This window comes from Paenibacillus sp. FSL R10-2782 (genome assembly GCF_038592985.1).
In the GTDB taxonomy this organism is placed as follows: Bacteria; Bacillota; Bacilli; order Paenibacillales; family Paenibacillaceae; genus Paenibacillus; species Paenibacillus terrae_C.
Map to the genome: position 1 here is coordinate 4,494,649 of NZ_CP151951.1, position 15,070 is coordinate 4,509,718.

The 15,070-nt window shown below is 43.7% G+C and carries 16 protein-coding genes and 6 tRNA genes; 11 read left to right on the forward strand and 11 right to left on the reverse strand.

The annotated features are described in order from the left end of the window. Positions 1-68: 68 nt before the first annotated feature. Both NST83_RS20520 and NST83_RS20525 read left to right on the forward strand, forming a co-directional pair. Entirely contained in the window at positions 69-1,154 is a 1,086-nt protein-coding gene (locus NST83_RS20520) for an ABC transporter permease (RefSeq protein ID WP_342415490.1), read from the forward strand. A gap of 39 nt (positions 1,155-1,193) precedes the next feature. After that, positions 1,194-1,790: a TetR/AcrR family transcriptional regulator gene (locus NST83_RS20525; protein WP_342415491.1), complete on the forward strand. Its 597-nt coding sequence runs from the start codon at positions 1,194-1,196 to the stop codon at positions 1,788-1,790. An 80-nt stretch (positions 1,791-1,870) separates the two neighbouring features. Here NST83_RS20525 and NST83_RS20530 read toward each other — a convergent pair whose 3' ends face one another. From NST83_RS20530 to NST83_RS20545, 4 genes are all read right to left on the reverse strand, one after another. Next, on the reverse strand, positions 1,871-3,202 hold the full coding sequence (locus tag NST83_RS20530) for an ATP-binding protein (RefSeq protein WP_342415492.1): 1,332 nt from the start codon (positions 3,200-3,202) through the stop codon (positions 1,871-1,873). Position 3,203: 1 nt separating this feature from the next. Beyond that, on the reverse strand, positions 3,204-3,872 hold the full coding sequence (locus tag NST83_RS20535) for a response regulator transcription factor (protein WP_342418012.1): 669 nt from the start codon (positions 3,870-3,872) through the stop codon (positions 3,204-3,206). A gap of 17 nt (positions 3,873-3,889) precedes the next feature. After that, positions 3,890-5,848: an ATP-binding cassette domain-containing protein gene (locus NST83_RS20540; RefSeq protein ID WP_342415493.1), complete on the reverse strand. Its 1,959-nt coding sequence runs from the start codon at positions 5,846-5,848 to the stop codon at positions 3,890-3,892. A 176-nt stretch (positions 5,849-6,024) separates the two neighbouring features. Further along, positions 6,025-6,660, reverse strand: coding sequence for an FMN-dependent NADH-azoreductase (locus NST83_RS20545; protein WP_342415494.1), 636 nt, complete (start codon positions 6,658-6,660; stop codon positions 6,025-6,027). 407 nt (positions 6,661-7,067) lie between these two features. Here NST83_RS20545 and NST83_RS20550 point away from each other — a divergent pair, with 407 nt between their 5' ends. Together NST83_RS20550 and NST83_RS20555 are read left to right on the forward strand one after the other, a co-directional pair. Next, entirely contained in the window at positions 7,068-7,343 is a 276-nt protein-coding gene (locus NST83_RS20550) for an Rrf2 family transcriptional regulator (protein ID WP_342415495.1), read from the forward strand. 181 nt (positions 7,344-7,524) lie between these two features. Further along, positions 7,525-8,178, forward strand: a complete 654-nt coding sequence (locus tag NST83_RS20555; RefSeq protein ID WP_342415496.1) for an NAD(P)-dependent oxidoreductase — start codon at positions 7,525-7,527, stop codon at positions 8,176-8,178. A gap of 58 nt (positions 8,179-8,236) precedes the next feature. Here NST83_RS20555 and NST83_RS20560 read toward each other — a convergent pair whose 3' ends face one another. Further along, entirely contained in the window at positions 8,237-9,184 is a 948-nt protein-coding gene (locus NST83_RS20560) for a YafY family protein (RefSeq protein ID WP_342415497.1), read from the reverse strand. 182 nt (positions 9,185-9,366) lie between these two features. On the opposite strand from NST83_RS20560, the gene NST83_RS20565 reads away from it, so the two are divergent. The 7 genes from NST83_RS20565 to NST83_RS20595 all read left to right on the forward strand — a co-directional run bounded on the left by NST83_RS20565 (position 9,367) and on the right by NST83_RS20595 (position 14,180). Next, a complete protein-coding gene (locus NST83_RS20565) occupies positions 9,367-9,963 on the forward strand; it encodes a TetR/AcrR family transcriptional regulator (protein ID WP_342415498.1) in 597 nt (198 codons plus the stop codon). A 162-nt stretch (positions 9,964-10,125) separates the two neighbouring features. Next, entirely contained in the window at positions 10,126-10,308 is a 183-nt protein-coding gene (locus NST83_RS20570) for a hypothetical protein (protein WP_342415499.1), read from the forward strand. After that, positions 10,308-10,988, forward strand: coding sequence for a DsbA family oxidoreductase (locus NST83_RS20575; RefSeq protein WP_342415500.1), 681 nt, complete (start codon positions 10,308-10,310; stop codon positions 10,986-10,988). The genes NST83_RS20570 and NST83_RS20575 overlap by 1 nt, the downstream gene beginning before the upstream one ends. Before the next feature lie 415 nt (positions 10,989-11,403). Further along, complete coding sequence (locus NST83_RS20580) at positions 11,404-11,784, forward strand: sigma-70 family RNA polymerase sigma factor (RefSeq protein ID WP_342415501.1); 381 nt, start codon at positions 11,404-11,406, stop codon at positions 11,782-11,784. A gap of 78 nt (positions 11,785-11,862) precedes the next feature. Then, positions 11,863-12,060: a helix-turn-helix domain-containing protein gene (locus NST83_RS20585; protein WP_342415502.1), complete on the forward strand. Its 198-nt coding sequence runs from the start codon at positions 11,863-11,865 to the stop codon at positions 12,058-12,060. Between the two features lie 552 nt (positions 12,061-12,612). Then, positions 12,613-12,885 carry a helix-turn-helix domain-containing protein gene (locus NST83_RS20590; RefSeq protein WP_342415503.1) on the forward strand — a complete coding sequence of 91 codons (273 nt, stop codon included), beginning with the start codon at positions 12,613-12,615 and terminating at the stop codon, positions 12,883-12,885. 83 nt (positions 12,886-12,968) lie between these two features. Further along, positions 12,969-14,180, forward strand: coding sequence for a tyrosine-type recombinase/integrase (locus tag NST83_RS20595; RefSeq protein ID WP_342415504.1), 1,212 nt, complete (start codon positions 12,969-12,971; stop codon positions 14,178-14,180). Positions 14,181-14,224: 44 nt separating this feature from the next. Here the strand turns inward: NST83_RS20595 and NST83_RS20600 are convergent. From NST83_RS20600 to NST83_RS20625, 6 genes are all read right to left on the reverse strand, one after another. Next, positions 14,225-14,303: transfer RNA gene (locus tag NST83_RS20600), tRNA-Leu, on the reverse strand. A gap of 345 nt (positions 14,304-14,648) precedes the next feature. Further along, positions 14,649-14,723 (reverse strand) — tRNA-Cys (locus NST83_RS20605). 12 nt (positions 14,724-14,735) lie between these two features. After that, positions 14,736-14,807: transfer RNA gene (locus NST83_RS20610), tRNA-Gly, on the reverse strand. A gap of 7 nt (positions 14,808-14,814) precedes the next feature. Beyond that, positions 14,815-14,889, reverse strand: a tRNA-Gln gene (locus NST83_RS20615). A 13-nt stretch (positions 14,890-14,902) separates the two neighbouring features. Next, positions 14,903-14,975 (reverse strand) — tRNA-His (locus NST83_RS20620). A gap of 19 nt (positions 14,976-14,994) precedes the next feature. Continuing rightward, positions 14,995-15,068 (reverse strand) — tRNA-Trp (locus NST83_RS20625). Between the last annotated feature and the right edge of the window lie 2 nt (positions 15,069-15,070).

Consider the following 15,070-nt stretch of genomic DNA (forward strand, 5'->3'; position numbering starts at 1 on the left):
GGAAAGAAAATGTATGTTAGGATAGCCCTTGTATTAATTAATCAATTAATTAAAAGGAGCTATGCTAAATGAAACATGCAATAATTTCGTTGATGAAACACCCTGCTGCCAAGAGCGCCCTGATTACCGCGCTAATGTTCCAGGTTATTTTCTCTCTGGTTTGGATGACCGGATATAAGAATGTATCCAACAACGTTCATAACTTAAAAATTGCTCTTGTCACTGAATCAAACGCACAAAAAGAATTAGCAACCCGTTTAAAATCTGCCCTGCCCTTTTCAACCGTTATTTTAGACTCGCGTGAAACGGCTATGAAGCAATTAGAAAACAGGGATATCCAGATGGCTGCTGTATTTAATGCTGATTTCACAGGCCAACCGCTGAGTTCCAACAAGCCCGCCACTATTGAATATTTTATCAATGAATCCAACCCACAGATGATTAAAGCAATTATGGAAAAAACGGTTGCAACGATTACAGATCATACGAACCTTGAGGCCACTGCGACACCCCCAGCTGTTGTCTCTGATCTTCACTACCTTCATCCTGTGAATGGAACCCATAACCAAATGCTGCCTATGATGATGTTATTGGCTTCCTTCGTTGGTGCTATGATTATGCAGTTAAACATGCAGCAAGCTGCCATGACATTAAGTACGCGCATCGGCAAGTGGAGGCTCTTTGGCGCCCGAACTCTGATCAATGTCGCCGCTGCCATTGTAATCTCCGCGGTAGGTTCGACTTTAGTGCTTGCTTTGGGTGGGCAAAATGCTGGCGGATTTATCGCGCTTTGGCTGTTTCAAAGTTTGTTTTTAGCCGCCTTCATGTTTTACTCGCAGATGTTCTTGATCGTATTCGGGATGCCTGGAATGCTCCTTAATATCATCAGTTTGTCCGTTCAGCTTGTGACCTCAGGCGCCACGATCCCGAGAGAATTACTATCCGGGTTTTATCATAATATCAGTGCGTTTTTACCTGCTACCTATGCAGTCAATGGTTTAATGAACCTATTATTCGGTGGGCCCAGTATCGGACATGCAACAAGTATCCTGATTCTGTTCATAGTGATATACTTGGGTATCAGCACATTTGCAGTTATGCTTAGAGGCAAGAACAAAGCCTCCCAAATACAACCTACTCCCGCACACCATTAATTTAAGGCCATTAAGGGGGAGAAGAAAGGACGATAGCTGATGCATGAAGAGCCTGCTTCCAAACAACGTATATTGCAGGCAGCTAAACGCCAATTTGCCAGACAAGGCTTTGATGCCACTAGCCTACGCCAAATCTGTACCGATGCAGGAGTCAACACAGCACTTATCTCCTACCATTATGGTGGAAAAGAACAGCTGTTCAACGCTATTTATGAACAGTATTATCTGCCAGAACGTTATGAGCACATCTTTGAGGTATTAAACAATCCTCATACCGCCATGGAAGCTTTTATCGAACTGATGATTAAATATCGCTTTGAAGAGCCCGATCTAATGGCTATCACGTATCAGGAGTTAGCTATGAATTCCAGCCGTTCACACTTTATCAAGCAATTTTTACAGCCCGCATGGAATCTAATGAAGCAGATCGTTACTAAGGGACAAGAACGATCTATGTTTTATTGCCCATCTCTGGATTATGCATTAACCAGTATTATGGGAACACTCCTTTACCCACCCCAGATCAGCTCCATTCAGCCGTTAATGGAAAAAGAAGTGAGTTATGAGGATATGCTCGAATATGTAACGGTATATGTTTTTCGTATTCTTGGAAGCAAATTACAGGATAATAGATAAACAGTAAAGGACCATTCATCCAATTGACGAATGGTCCTTCCTGTTTCTCTGCTGATGTTCATTTCAGTCTGGTTATCTCTTCAGCCCACCTTAAGAGGAATGGATACCGTAAATCGGCTTCCCTTCCCATCCTCGCTAACCACTGTTATTTTACAGCCATGAAGCTCAACAATCTTCTTCACAATCGACAACCCCAGGCCGTTGCCCCCCTCTGATCGATTGCGTGATTTATCCACTCTGTAGAACCGATCAAAAATCCGGGGCAGATCCTCGGCGGGAATTCCCTGACCCTCATCCTTCATATGAACCAGAACCGTCTCCTTCTTCACTTCAATATCTACTTCGATCACGGCCCCCTCCATTGAATGCTTGATCGCATTGCTGAGCAGGTTCTGCCACACCTGGGCAAATAAATCCGCATCCAATTTCACAACACAAGGCTGTAATGCAAGCCTTAATTCGAGTTTGCTCGCCGTCCATAAAGGCTCTTGCAGCAGAATAACCCTGCGAAGCTGTTCATCCAGACGATATTCCGTTCGATGAACTGGATGTTGATCCGAATCAAGCGAAGCCAGCCGCAGCAGATGCTCACTAAGCTTCGACAGCCGCACCGTTTCCTGATAGATGATGTCCATGTGCTCCTTCTGCTGATCCTGAGGCACAAGTCCGTCCCGAATGGCCGCCGTGAACCCACGGATGGATGTAATCGGGCTCTGAATTTCATGAGATACGTTCCCGACAAAATCCTCACGCATCTTGTCTATTTTCTGAAGCTCGCTTACCATGTGATTGAAGCTATCCATCAATTCTCCGAATTCATCCTTTTGCTTATGCTCTAGACGAATCGCCAGATTGCCAGTGGCCATCTCCTCTGCTGCCCGGGTAAGTCTTTTGACTGGCTCCACAATATACCGAGAGGCAAGCAGGATGAGCAAGCTGCCAATAACTAGAACGATGAACAAGCCGATGAACAGCACCTGATTCATAATATAGAATACGTTGGTGAAATTCACCCTCAGCACCATGGCATTTCCCTCATCGTCAAAGCTTGGTACTCCAACGATCTGTATCGTCCCTTTATCCCGCTTCAGAAGCAGAGGACTGGCGGCCTTCGGCAGAAAGAGCGGTCTTACTTGCTCCTCTGTCAAGCCAAAAGGCACTGCTCCACCGGCTTGAACAGCCTCAATATCCACATGGTACTTAGAGAACAGTTTCACCAGCTTGTCACGCTGGCCGGAATCTGCATGGTTAATAATAGACGCTATATCAGCAGAGACGGCAGGCAACTGTTCTTTGAAGTCCGGTCTTCTCTGTGAGATCAGGGAGGTGATCACAAAGGACAAAGAGAGACTGACAATAACAATGAGAGTAAAAGTAAACACAATGCGAACTCGCAGACTTTTTCTCAACATATTATAGATTCTCCAGACGATACCCAAGTCCGCGGATGGTTGTAATAATCAAAGTCGGGAAACCTTCCAAGCGCTGGCGCAAGCGTTTAATGTGAACATCCACGGTGCGCTCATCTCCTTCATAGTCAATTCCCCATATGCTCTCAATCAGCTCCGCACGGGTGAAGATCCGTCCGGGCGAGCCAGCGAGCATGAACAACAGCTCACACTCCTTCTTTTTTAATTCGATGGTCTTCTCGCCCGCAGATACCTTTAATTCGGCCAGATTAATGCTGGCATCATTAATCTGGATCACGCTGGTCGATGAAATATTGTAGCGCTTCAGCAAGGATTGTACACGCAGCACCAATTCCACAGGATCAAAGGGCTTCACCAAGTAATCATCCGTACCTGCCTGATATCCCTTTACCTTGTCTTTCGACTCCCCTTTCGCGGTCACCATCAGAATCGGAATATCCAGATAGCCACGAACATCCTCAGTCAATTCAAAGCCGTCAATGTGCGGCATCATCAGATCGACAATCAGTAAATCCACCCGGGTGTGCCCGATATAATCAAGAGCCTCTTTGCCGTTCCCGGCTTCCAGCACAGTATAATTGCTGTTCTCGAGGTATAGCCGGATCAGCTTGCGAATATGGGGATCGTCATCTACTACCATAATCGTGTTCAGTGCAACTCACCTCATTTTTATTCGTAACGTAATGATTCCATTGGATCAAGTTTAGCCGCCTTGGAAGAAGGAAGCAAGCCCGCGATGATGCTGATCAGCGTACTTACGCCAAGACCAAACAGCAAGTATACAAAGGTTAAGCGGATCAATTCAATTCCTAAGGCATTGACGATCACACTATTCAATACAGCACTGACTGCAAGTGCCGCTACCACAGCAATAGTACCGCTTAACAAGCCCAGAAGTGCTGATTCTGTGAAGAATATACGTCGAATATCCTTTTTTCTGGCCCCGATTGCCCGCAAAATACCAATCTCACGGGTGCGTTCCACTACGCTGATGTTAAGCACCACCAGAATCATAATTCCTGAGACGAGAAGGGAGATACCGGCTATAGCGGACATCACCCATGAGGCCATTTTTAGATAGGTAGTTACCTTATCCATGATGCTAGCTATGGGCGAGCTGGTAAATCCCGCCGCCTTCACCTCTGCTTTAATCGAAGCCACATCATCCTGATTCGCTGCATAAGCGTTAAGCTGAGTAGGCTGCAACACGAGTTCTTTCTGGCTGAAGGCATCTTCAAGCGTTGCATACGTTACATAAGCTTCGGGTACTGCCACAAAACGACCTTCAGCCGGTTTATATATACCCGAAACCATCAATTCCTTGGCCACTGTAACCGGCTTGTTCCCTGCAGCCATCTCGTTGACATATAGACTCACAGTTTGACCCACAAGGGAGCGATAACTCTCTTTACTGCTCAAGCTTTTGGCATACGCATCCGTCAGCATCACTTCCCCGCTGGCAGGCAGCGCCCCGGCTTCCAGATTATCCGCTTTAACAGCCTCCGTTAACGTCCCCAGTGTTGCAAGCTCCTTATTCTTTTTATTCCATACGATATTGCTTTTCCCGTTTATTGTGGCCAACTTCTCAATTCTTTCCACATGCTTAAGTCCGCTAATGGTCGTAATTTCCTTTTCGGTGAACGGCTCTGACATGATTTTGGGAGGACCGGCCTGCACCTCCGCTTCACCCTCCGCAGTTTTAACCACATCGATCAGCCGCGGGTTCAGATTGGAATTAATTTCATCGTTAATATAGCCCGTGACTCCATTGCCAAGCGAAAGCATCAGAATCACACTCAATATCCCGATTGCTCCGCCTGATGCAACGAGGATATTCCGTTTGGCATTTAAAGTCATATTTTTGAGCGCCAGCTTGAAGGAAGCCGCGAAGCTGAGATTCTTTGCTACCTTCACTTCTGATTCCTTCTCCGGGTGGTAGTGGTCTTTAAGAATGTGATCTCTCTTAATGCTTCCATCCTCTACCTCAACAATTCGGCTCCCGTAATTAGCCACGCGCTGCGAGTGGGTTACCGTAATAATCAGCACGCCTTTTTGGGCAATGGAGTCCAACAGGACAAGAATCTGTTCACTCGTCTCTTGATCAAGTGCTCCGGTCGGTTCATCCGCCAGAATAATATCCGGATTGTTCGCAAGAGCCCGTGCAATCGCCACCCGCTGCTTCTGCCCGCCTGATAACTGGTTAGGACGTTTGGTCAAATGATCCTTCAGACCAACTTCGGTCAAAATTTCCTTGGCACGTCGTATCCGTTCTTTGGCCCCATGGTCCGTCATCTGCATGGCGATTGTCACATTCTCCAGCACGGACAGATGTGAAATCAAGTTAAAGCTTTGAAAAATAAAACCGATTCTATCCTTCCGATAGGCATCCATTTCGACTTCCTTCATCGCCCGGAGTGTCTTTCCCTGCACGATGATGTCCCCTTCATAATCGGAATCCATTCCTCCGATAATATTCATCAGTGTGGACTTGCCCGATCCCGATTCGCCCAGTATGGATACAAATTCACCGCGTTTAAATTTCAAATTCACATCCCTCAGCACGGACACCTTTTCTTTTCCCGCCAATGTGTACGATTTGCTCACCTTACTAATCTCCAGCAATGTCATCTTCGTTTCCTCCATCTCCTGTGTTTATGTTTGCTCTCTGTGATATTGACACTTTATCAGCCCAATGTGTCCTGAACATGAACTGGAGAATTCCGCAGCCCTTCATTGTCCATCTCATGAAACACAAAAAATCTGCAGCCCAATGGCTACAGATTCTTTGCAACAAGCTTTATCAATTAAAACTGTTTAGCTGCTTCTTTCGCTTTAGCAATGGCTTCATTCTTGATATCCCCTGCTCGCTCTGGCGTATAATGCATACCTTCAACGAGAATACCTTCGAACGACGTGATTCCAATGAATCCCAAGATTTTACGCAAATAACTTTGACCACTTTCCAAAGAAGAAGCCGGGCCCTCCGAGTACATCCCGCCGCTGGCTTGAATATGCACAGCCTTCTTGTTTTCAAGTAGGCCTACCTGTCCATGTTCTGTATAACGGTACGTTTTACCTGCCAGACACAGGCTATTAATATAGTTAAATAATACAGCTGGCAGCGTCAGATTCCACATAGGTGAGGCAAAAACATATTTATCTGCCGCGACAAACTGATCGCAAATTTCATGGATGCGGGTAAACTTCGTTCGCTCACCTTCGGTCAGCTGATCCATTGTCACTCCAGCACGTGTTTTGGATAACGCATTAATAATATCGGCATCAAAAGTCGGAATATTCATTTGGAACAAGTCCAAATGTACGATTTCATCCTGCGGGTTCTCAGCACGATATGTGTCAATAAATTCTTTACCCACAGCCAAACTGTAGGATTCTGAAGCTTCAAGCGGGTGAGCTGTAATATACAATACGGTTGTCATAATATAGTTTCCTCCAAGTTTATCTTTTTTCTAGAGCACAGCTTAGTTTTTGATGAAAGTCAGCTGATCCAGCAGATTTCTGATTTCATACCTGGATCAGGAAGAAATCAGGCTATCTGACGGTCATAAGTTGATCCTCTTTTTGACTAAACTGATTACAGTATACAAGGGTACTACTGACAGCGTTATGTCAGTAGTGTTTTTTTTATTTTTTTATAACTAAAAATATTGACAATTTCGTCCGTTGTAATATTGTAGTTATAACAGAGGTGATTTCAAATGAGGCATCTTAGCAGTCGGTTCACAATGGCGGTCCATACTATATATTTTATTGCATATACGCCAGAGGAATGTACAGGTGATTTCATAGCCAGCAGTGTAAAAGCCAATCCTGTAGTCATCCGAAATTGTTAAAAAAAGCTAGACTTGTAGAGGTTCGACCTGGAGTAGGCGGTGCCTATTTAAAAAAAGAAGCCAGCCAAATTACACTCCTGGATGTATATCTTGCGGTCGATCTTGTTGAAGATAATCAACTTTTTCATTTCCACAAACCAAAATCGGAGTGTGAAATTGGACAATTAATGGAAAATGTACTTCGACAGGAGCTTGCTGTCGCACAAAATGCGCTGGAGCAGCAGATGCAACGAACCACCATTCAAGATCTTCTGAATAAACTAAGGTAAGTCCATTGAACCTTTTTCCTTTTTTTGTAATTAAATTAATTATAACCATTATTATTACAACAAGCTTTTCTGTTTCCATTTCCCTTTGAATATGCATAGCAAAAGAGCAGTCTATTTCAAAAGCCCTCTTTTGCTTTTTGTATAGATCACATTCTTCCTAACGATTGGAGCGGTAGCAAACATGAAAATTGGCGTAATTGGCGCAACCGGAAAAGCAGGAATTCTGGTTGTAAACGAAGCATTGCAAAGAAACCATCAGGTTGTAGCCATTGTCCGTAATGCGAGTAAATTGCAAGAAAAAAACGTTGTAGTCATTGAAAAAGATATTATCGACTTGGAAGCGGCAGATATTCAAGGGTTAGATGTATTGGTTAATGCCTTTGGAGCTCCGTTTGGACAAGAACACTTATTTGTTGTTGCCATGGAGAGACTGATCGAAATTTTGAAGCAATCTCCTTCTACCCGATTGATTGTAATTGGCGGCGCAGGGAGTCTGTATACCGATGAAAGTTTGACTACACGCTTGATTGATCTCATGGAAGTTATGGAGGATATTCCAGAGGAAGTTAAACCAACGGGAAGAAATGCAGCTAAGAGCTTCGAATTGCTACAAGCGTCCAGTGAAATACAATGGACTTATATAAGTCCACCACCGTTTTTTGATGCTGAAGGTCCCAGAACACGCTCTTATCAGAAAGGGAAGGATATTCTGATCAAAAATAGCAAAGGGAATAGCTATGTTAGCTATTCAGATTTTGTGATCGCCTTACTTGATGAGATCGAACAACCCCAGCATACGAATGCACGCTTCACTGTCGTTTCTGAAGAAACATAAAACATGATGCGCACCTCTTGGGAATTCATCAGATTCTAAGGGGTGCGCTTTACATCGGTCAGTAGCGTTTTCTCATCCTTTCAATCTCTTCTTTTACACGAATTTTCAGTGACTCTGGTTCAAGAACAATAACCTGCGATCCCCAGCCAAGCACCCAATTCAATATCTCCTCCGGACGATTAACCCGATAATTTACATCGTATCCATCAGCATGCAGCCGACTGTTCTCTATGTAATAGTTGTTTGAGTTCTCCACCTTATCTGCGATATCAGCATTGAAGCGAAGACACACCACATCATGGCCAATGCCGATTGGCTGATACTCATGCAAATTAAAGTCAGTTGGGATCTGATATCCATAATTTGTAATGACAGGATTAATTATTCGCATTATTCGAAAATGGCGAACGTCCTGGCGTAGATCACAATTAGCGACTAACATCCACATTCCATTTACCAGAACCAACCCATAAGGCGCAACAGTACGAAATGTTGCACGATTACCTTTGCCGTCAGCCAGATTTTTATGATATTCAAAGCGAATTTTCTTTCCCTCAAGAATAGCTAAGCGAATCGTCTCAATATTCGATTTTTCACGCTCTACAATTCTCGGCTCCTCTGGATGAATGAGACGTATACCACTACGAACACGCGCCGTCTCCTCTTTAAGAGTCTTAGGTAATAATGCTTCAATTTTCCCCCGCGAAGCGCGGGCATTTTTGCCATAATGATGATCAAAGCGCTGCTCTATAAAATCAGCACCAATAATTAAGGCCACGGCTTCTTCTAAAGTAAAACTGACTGGTGGTAGAAAGTAACCTTCAATTAGCGAGTATCCTACTCCCGGTGAGCCCGATACAGGTACGCCTGCCTCACTAAGCGCCTGAATATCACGATAAATCGTTCTGACACTGGTTTCAAATGTTTTAGCCAGATCCTCTGCTCTCATTACCTCGCCTCGCTGGAGTTCCAATACAATGGCGAATAGACGATCCGTCTTGTTCAATTCGTTCCCTCCTCTATCTCTTGTAACTAACTTAGTTTTAAATAAGCGAATTGTCAAATGAAAAGCTAGTGCTTATTCCTCTGTCGTTCGTTCTTTATTTATTGGGAAAAATCAAATATAAAATGTTATATTAGGTTCAACGCATACATAGTGCCTCAACTCAGAAAGGAGCTGTATGGATATTGAGATTAAGACCTAAGGAAACTGATCCCAGGGTGGTACGCACCAGAAAACTTCTGCTTGACGCGTTCCTTTCGCTGATGGCAGAGAAGGATTTTAATGTCATCAGCGTTCGAGACATCACGTCTAGAGCCAGTGTCAATCGGGCTACATTTTACGCTCATTTCAGTGATAAGTATGAACTACTTGAATCGTTCCTTGTTCATTCATTTGAAACCTTCATGGTCGATAGTTTACCTGATCAGGATGATCTGACAGAGCAGCATCTTGTTCAGTTAATTCTAATCATGTGCGAGTATCACCGAAATATGAGCAGCCATTATAAGCGAAGCTACAACACGGTCATTCCATTGATGGAGTCCACAATTCATAAACAATTAGAAGGTATTTTTATCAAATGCACCCATCAAAATGTACAAACAGAGGCAGAGAAGCGCAAGCTGGAGTGGACGGCCACCATGATAAGCTGGTCGATTTACGGTGTAGCCGCCCGTTGGAACAATGAGGGAAGAAAAGTGGAAGCAGAAAAGTTCGCTCAAGAGGTCGCGCCGTTTATTTTATACGGGTTGCCGTATTCCTTGCAACACTTAAAGCCATAAACCAGTGATACTTACCCGACAATATTTGAGAAGAGTTGTTTAAGTGACACATGAACTCTTTTGACGGTTGTTGTTAACCCGTTGTCGAACTATGATTACAATAGATGTTGCTTAAGCAGCATATTATAAATAACGGTCCATCATCAGAAAGGGGCAAATGATATGAGTCAAGCTAAATACACAGAGCCGAAGGCCACTAATCCATCATCTACAACGGATCGGCAAAAGAACACAGAGGCAAGGGAGAGCGTATCGCAGCAGAAGATTCGCAATGACAGTAAGCTCATTGCGTTGGATACGCAGGAGCTGGCAGGCATATGTGAATTGAATGGAGTGTGTCACTAATGGCTACCTCAACGAATTCTCAAGACAGCACACTTGTTACTGTAGACGTCTGGTCTGATATCGCCTGCCCATTCTGTTACATGGGAACGACTGCACTACAACAGGCAATTGATCAATTCGAGCATGGTCACTCTGTTCAAGTAGTGTACCATAGCTTCCAACTTAATCCTGAATTACCGGAAGAATATGCACAATCCGCCAACGAATTTCTGGCCCACGAGATGCGAGTTCCCGTAGCACAGGCTGCCGCGATGAATCAAGAGCTTAGCGTTCGTGCTGCGACACTTGGACTGAAATTCCAGACCGATTCTATGATTTTGACTAACACCAGAAGGGCACATCGCCTAATTCATTTCGCACGTAAGCATGGACAACAAGTAGAGATGGTGAAGCGGTTGTTCCGTGCCCATTACACCGACAGCCTGCATATTGGACATTACGATGTGCTAGCTGATCTGGCTGATAAGGTTGGCCTCGACAGACAGAAAGCACTGGCTACACTTGAGAGTGATGCATTTGAAGATGCTGTGAAGGCAGATCTTAGTCATGCACAGAAGCTGGGAATAAAGGGAGTGCCGTTCATTCTTCTTAATGGCAAATACACCTTAACGGGCGCACAGCCTGTGGGGAGCTATTTGAAGGCGTTGCAAGCTGCTTGGGAGGATCGCATTAATCAATAATTCGGTGACTTCAGTGGTGTTAGTATTAAATTTTCCAATTGCTTTATGGGACAATGAGCAGAAACAAGCAGAGCCTTGTTCGTTTTTGCTGTAGATGGCTTTACTTATTGCAAAAATGAGCGACGCCTGATTGACTCCAACGAAATCAATCTATCAAAACAAAGAAATTAGTTGAAATCGCTGAACTTCCAAATAATAAGAACACTTGTTCCTTTGTATCCATCTGTAGAATAATAACCTATAGCCTCAATTATCCCTCATCCTTCCTTTATATTGAAGTGCGCGATCAAAAATCGGCACGTTCAACGATAGAGGGAGGATTTTTCCTGTATCTAAAGGAATATTTATCAATTTTTTATCTAAAGTTGTTTTTTAGAAAGTTCTTCCCATTTCATTATGAGAGGAGATGTTTAGCATGAGTCATGACTCAAAAACAGGTATACATGTCGAAAAAGGATTTAGTCGCTACGTTCACGCTTGCTTGTATCATGCCAGTCGAGACTTTTTTAGGAAAGCAGATCGGGACTTTTATTATACAGTGCCATTAAATGAGAATACTGACTTGTATCTCACCATCAATATCTTCCCATCCTCAACTATATATGAGGAAACACAGGAAGAGCTATACCATGCCGTCCAGCAGTTAAGTTTAACCGAAAAAAAACTACTATTCCTCAAATATATTGAAAAAAGAACAGATAGCGAAATTGGAAAAAAACTTGGAGTCACCCAACAAGCTGTGAACAAGGCCAAACACATGATATTGGACAAACTTAAAAGCAAGTTGGAATTGTAACGCCCTTTTTTGTATTCATGTTCGTGCCCCTCCCTCCTCTCTGAGCCACATATCTTGTGGGAAGGGAGGAAATCTAATATGTCCAAAATAATGAATCTTATTGAGCGGGCCCAAATTGGTGACAAACAAGCAGAAGAAGAGTTATTGACCCGTTATGAACGATTAATCCATAAATATGCTTGGCATAATGGGCAATATAACGAAGATTGTAAGCAGCATTTAGTAATTACATTCATGTTAGCTATCCGTCGCTTTGATCTTAGCCGCTACCACTGATTGATTGAATATTCTATCAAATACCAAATTTTTGTTGTTGGTTGTTTTTATTTATCTTATCCCCAATTAAGTATAGAGAGATATGTTACATGAATAGCTTATGCAACTATCTCTCTGTAATAAAATCTTAGGAAAATTAACGCTCCTTGATAACTTTATATGTTCTAGTTTCAAGTACTTTCCTCTTGCCTCTGTTAACAACAGAAGCGACTTAGCGGAAGCGCCACAATGATCGGGTCATTCTCTTAAATGGCCAGATTTGAGCGACCTACTCTCCGGCTAAAATCATCCTGTGGTGGGGTGAATCGCCATAATTGACAAGAGGGATTATGATACTTCTGCCCGGCCAGCGTCACTGCATTGGGGGCAGCCCGCTCGGATGAGGGGGAGCTTCGTCAGAAAGAAGGAGCTATGATGCTGACTTACCCTCAGCAGCTTGAAACAACACTTAACCTTAAACCTTTGGAAATGAAAATCATGATAATTTTTTCTTATTATGCGCAAGGTCCACCGCGGCACGTATACATATCCATTTGAAAGGAGTTCTTTGTCATGCCAGAACAAGCTATTCCATTTCTCGAAGATACGAAGCATCTCCTTACATCCATGTTTCAAAATTATCCTGAAGTCGTTAATGTTCCACAACTCTGCGAGATGCTCGGGGGTATTAGCATTAAAAGCGCATATAAGCTTTTACAAGAGAACCGCATTCCCCACTTTAAAATCGGACGAACATACAAGATACCCAAAATTCATATTATTGCCTACCTCCAATCATTGATACACTCACCAGAAATAAACGCAAAAATAACTTCAGCGCTTTAACGCATTGAACTTATTATTTTACTATGATATAATCATGGTGTCAATGGTAGGTATGCGGGCTGCTAATCAAAGGAGGAGCGGTTATGATAGCAGGCCACCTACAAGAGAAAAAAGGCCTTTTTTATATCGTTTTGAATAGTAAAGATGAAAATGGCAAACGAAAGCCAAAGTGGATTCCTACGGGGCTCAAGGTAAAAGGAAACAAGAGAAAAGCAGAGATCATGCTTCAGGAAGCCAGAAAGAATCATCACATGGAGGAACAAGTGCTCGCGGAAGAAGCCAATCAACATGCTTTAAAAGCAAAAGCTGCCTCTACACATGATGATAACAAAAGGCTGTTTGCAGCCTTTATGCTACAATGGCTAGAGATGATGAAGAACAGTATAGAGCTTATCACCTACATCTCTTATTCAAACGCTGTTAAAGGCCGCATAGAGCCATATTTCCGTGAGAAAGGGATGATGTTAGAGGATTTGACTACGGAGGATATTCAGACCTTCTACACCCATGAGATGAATGTACGAGGTGTAAGCCCCAATACCGTTATTCATTACCATGCGAATATCCGCAAGGCCCTTCAGTATGCAATGAAGACTAAACTGATTGTAGCAAATCCTGCCGACCTAGTAGAACGTCCGAAAAAGAACAATTATGTCGCAAGCTTTTACAATGCCCACGAGCTGAATCAACTTCTGGCAGTAATTCAGGGTGAAAAAATTGAGCTTGCCATTATCCTTGCTTCTTTTTACGGGCTAAGACGAAGTGAAGTCGTGGGGTTAAAATGGTCAGCAATTGATTTAACTAATCGAACCATTACAATTAAGCATACCGTTACTTCTGGCACGTTAAACGGTAAATTCATTGAAATTGCAAAAGATCGTACCAAGAACAAAGCAAGTCGCCGCACGCTGCCGCTGGTGGACACGTTCTATGAACTACTGATCCGTATTAAGGAACAACAAGAAGTTCATCGCTCATCTTATGGCATTACTTACTGCACAAACTACCTGGAGTATATTTATGTCGATGCATTAGGGCAGCGTATTAAGCCAGGCTACATTACACAGCATTTCCCCATTTTGCTGGGGAGGCACAAGTTTAGGCGTATTCGGTATCACGATCTCCGTCATAGCTGCGCCAGTCTACTACTTGCCAACGGTGTAGGCATGAAGGAAGTTCAGGAATGGCTCGGCCACAGTGATTACGCGACAACGGCGAATATTTACTCACACTTAGAGTACAATTCCAAGATATCCTCAGCTCAAGCAATGAGTGAGGTGCTTAAACTCAAATAAAAAAAGCCCACTAGAGAATGTCTCTAATGAACTCTTTTTGTTAATACCGGCGAGAGGACTCGAACCTCCACGGTTTCCCACTCGATTTTGAGTCGAGCGCGTCTGCCATTCCGCCACGCCGGCAAAATATAATGTCTTCCATCGCTCCTCTGGACAAAGGAGAGAACTACAGGAGAGAACTTTTGAAACACTTTTTAAAGAATCCAGTCATACCAAGTCTTTAGCGGTTATTTCTTCGACTTACGCTCACGATTTTGAGTCGAGCGCGTCTGCCATTCCGCCACGCCGGCAAAATATAATGTCTTCCATCGCTCCTCTGGACAAAGGAGAGAACTACAGGAGAGAACTTTTGAAACACTTTTTAAAGAATCCAGTCATACCAAGTCTTTAGCGGTTATTTCTTCGACTTACGCTCACGATTTTGAGTCGAGCGCGTCTGCCATTCCGCCACGCCGGCATATTCAATTATGGAGGCGCCACCCAGATTTGAACTGGGGAATAAAGCTTTTGCAGAGCTTTGCCTTACCACTTGGCTATGGCGCCAGAATATTACAAAGCGGACGACGGGAATCGAACCCGCGACCCTCGCCTTGGCAAGGCGATGCTCTACCGCTGAGCCACGTCCGCATTAAGATGGCTGGGGATATAGGATTTGAACCTATGCATGACGGAGTCAAAGTCCGTTGCCTTACCGCTTGGCTAATCCCCATTAAAAAGAAAAGGGCGGCCGATGGGGCTTGAACCCACGAATGCCGGAGTCACAGTCCGGTGCGTTAACCACTTCGCCACGACCGCCACAAGGGCAAAAAAAATTTGGCAGGGGCAGCAGGAATTGAACCCACACCAACGGTTTTGGAGACCGTTGTTCTACCTTTAAACTATGCCCCTAT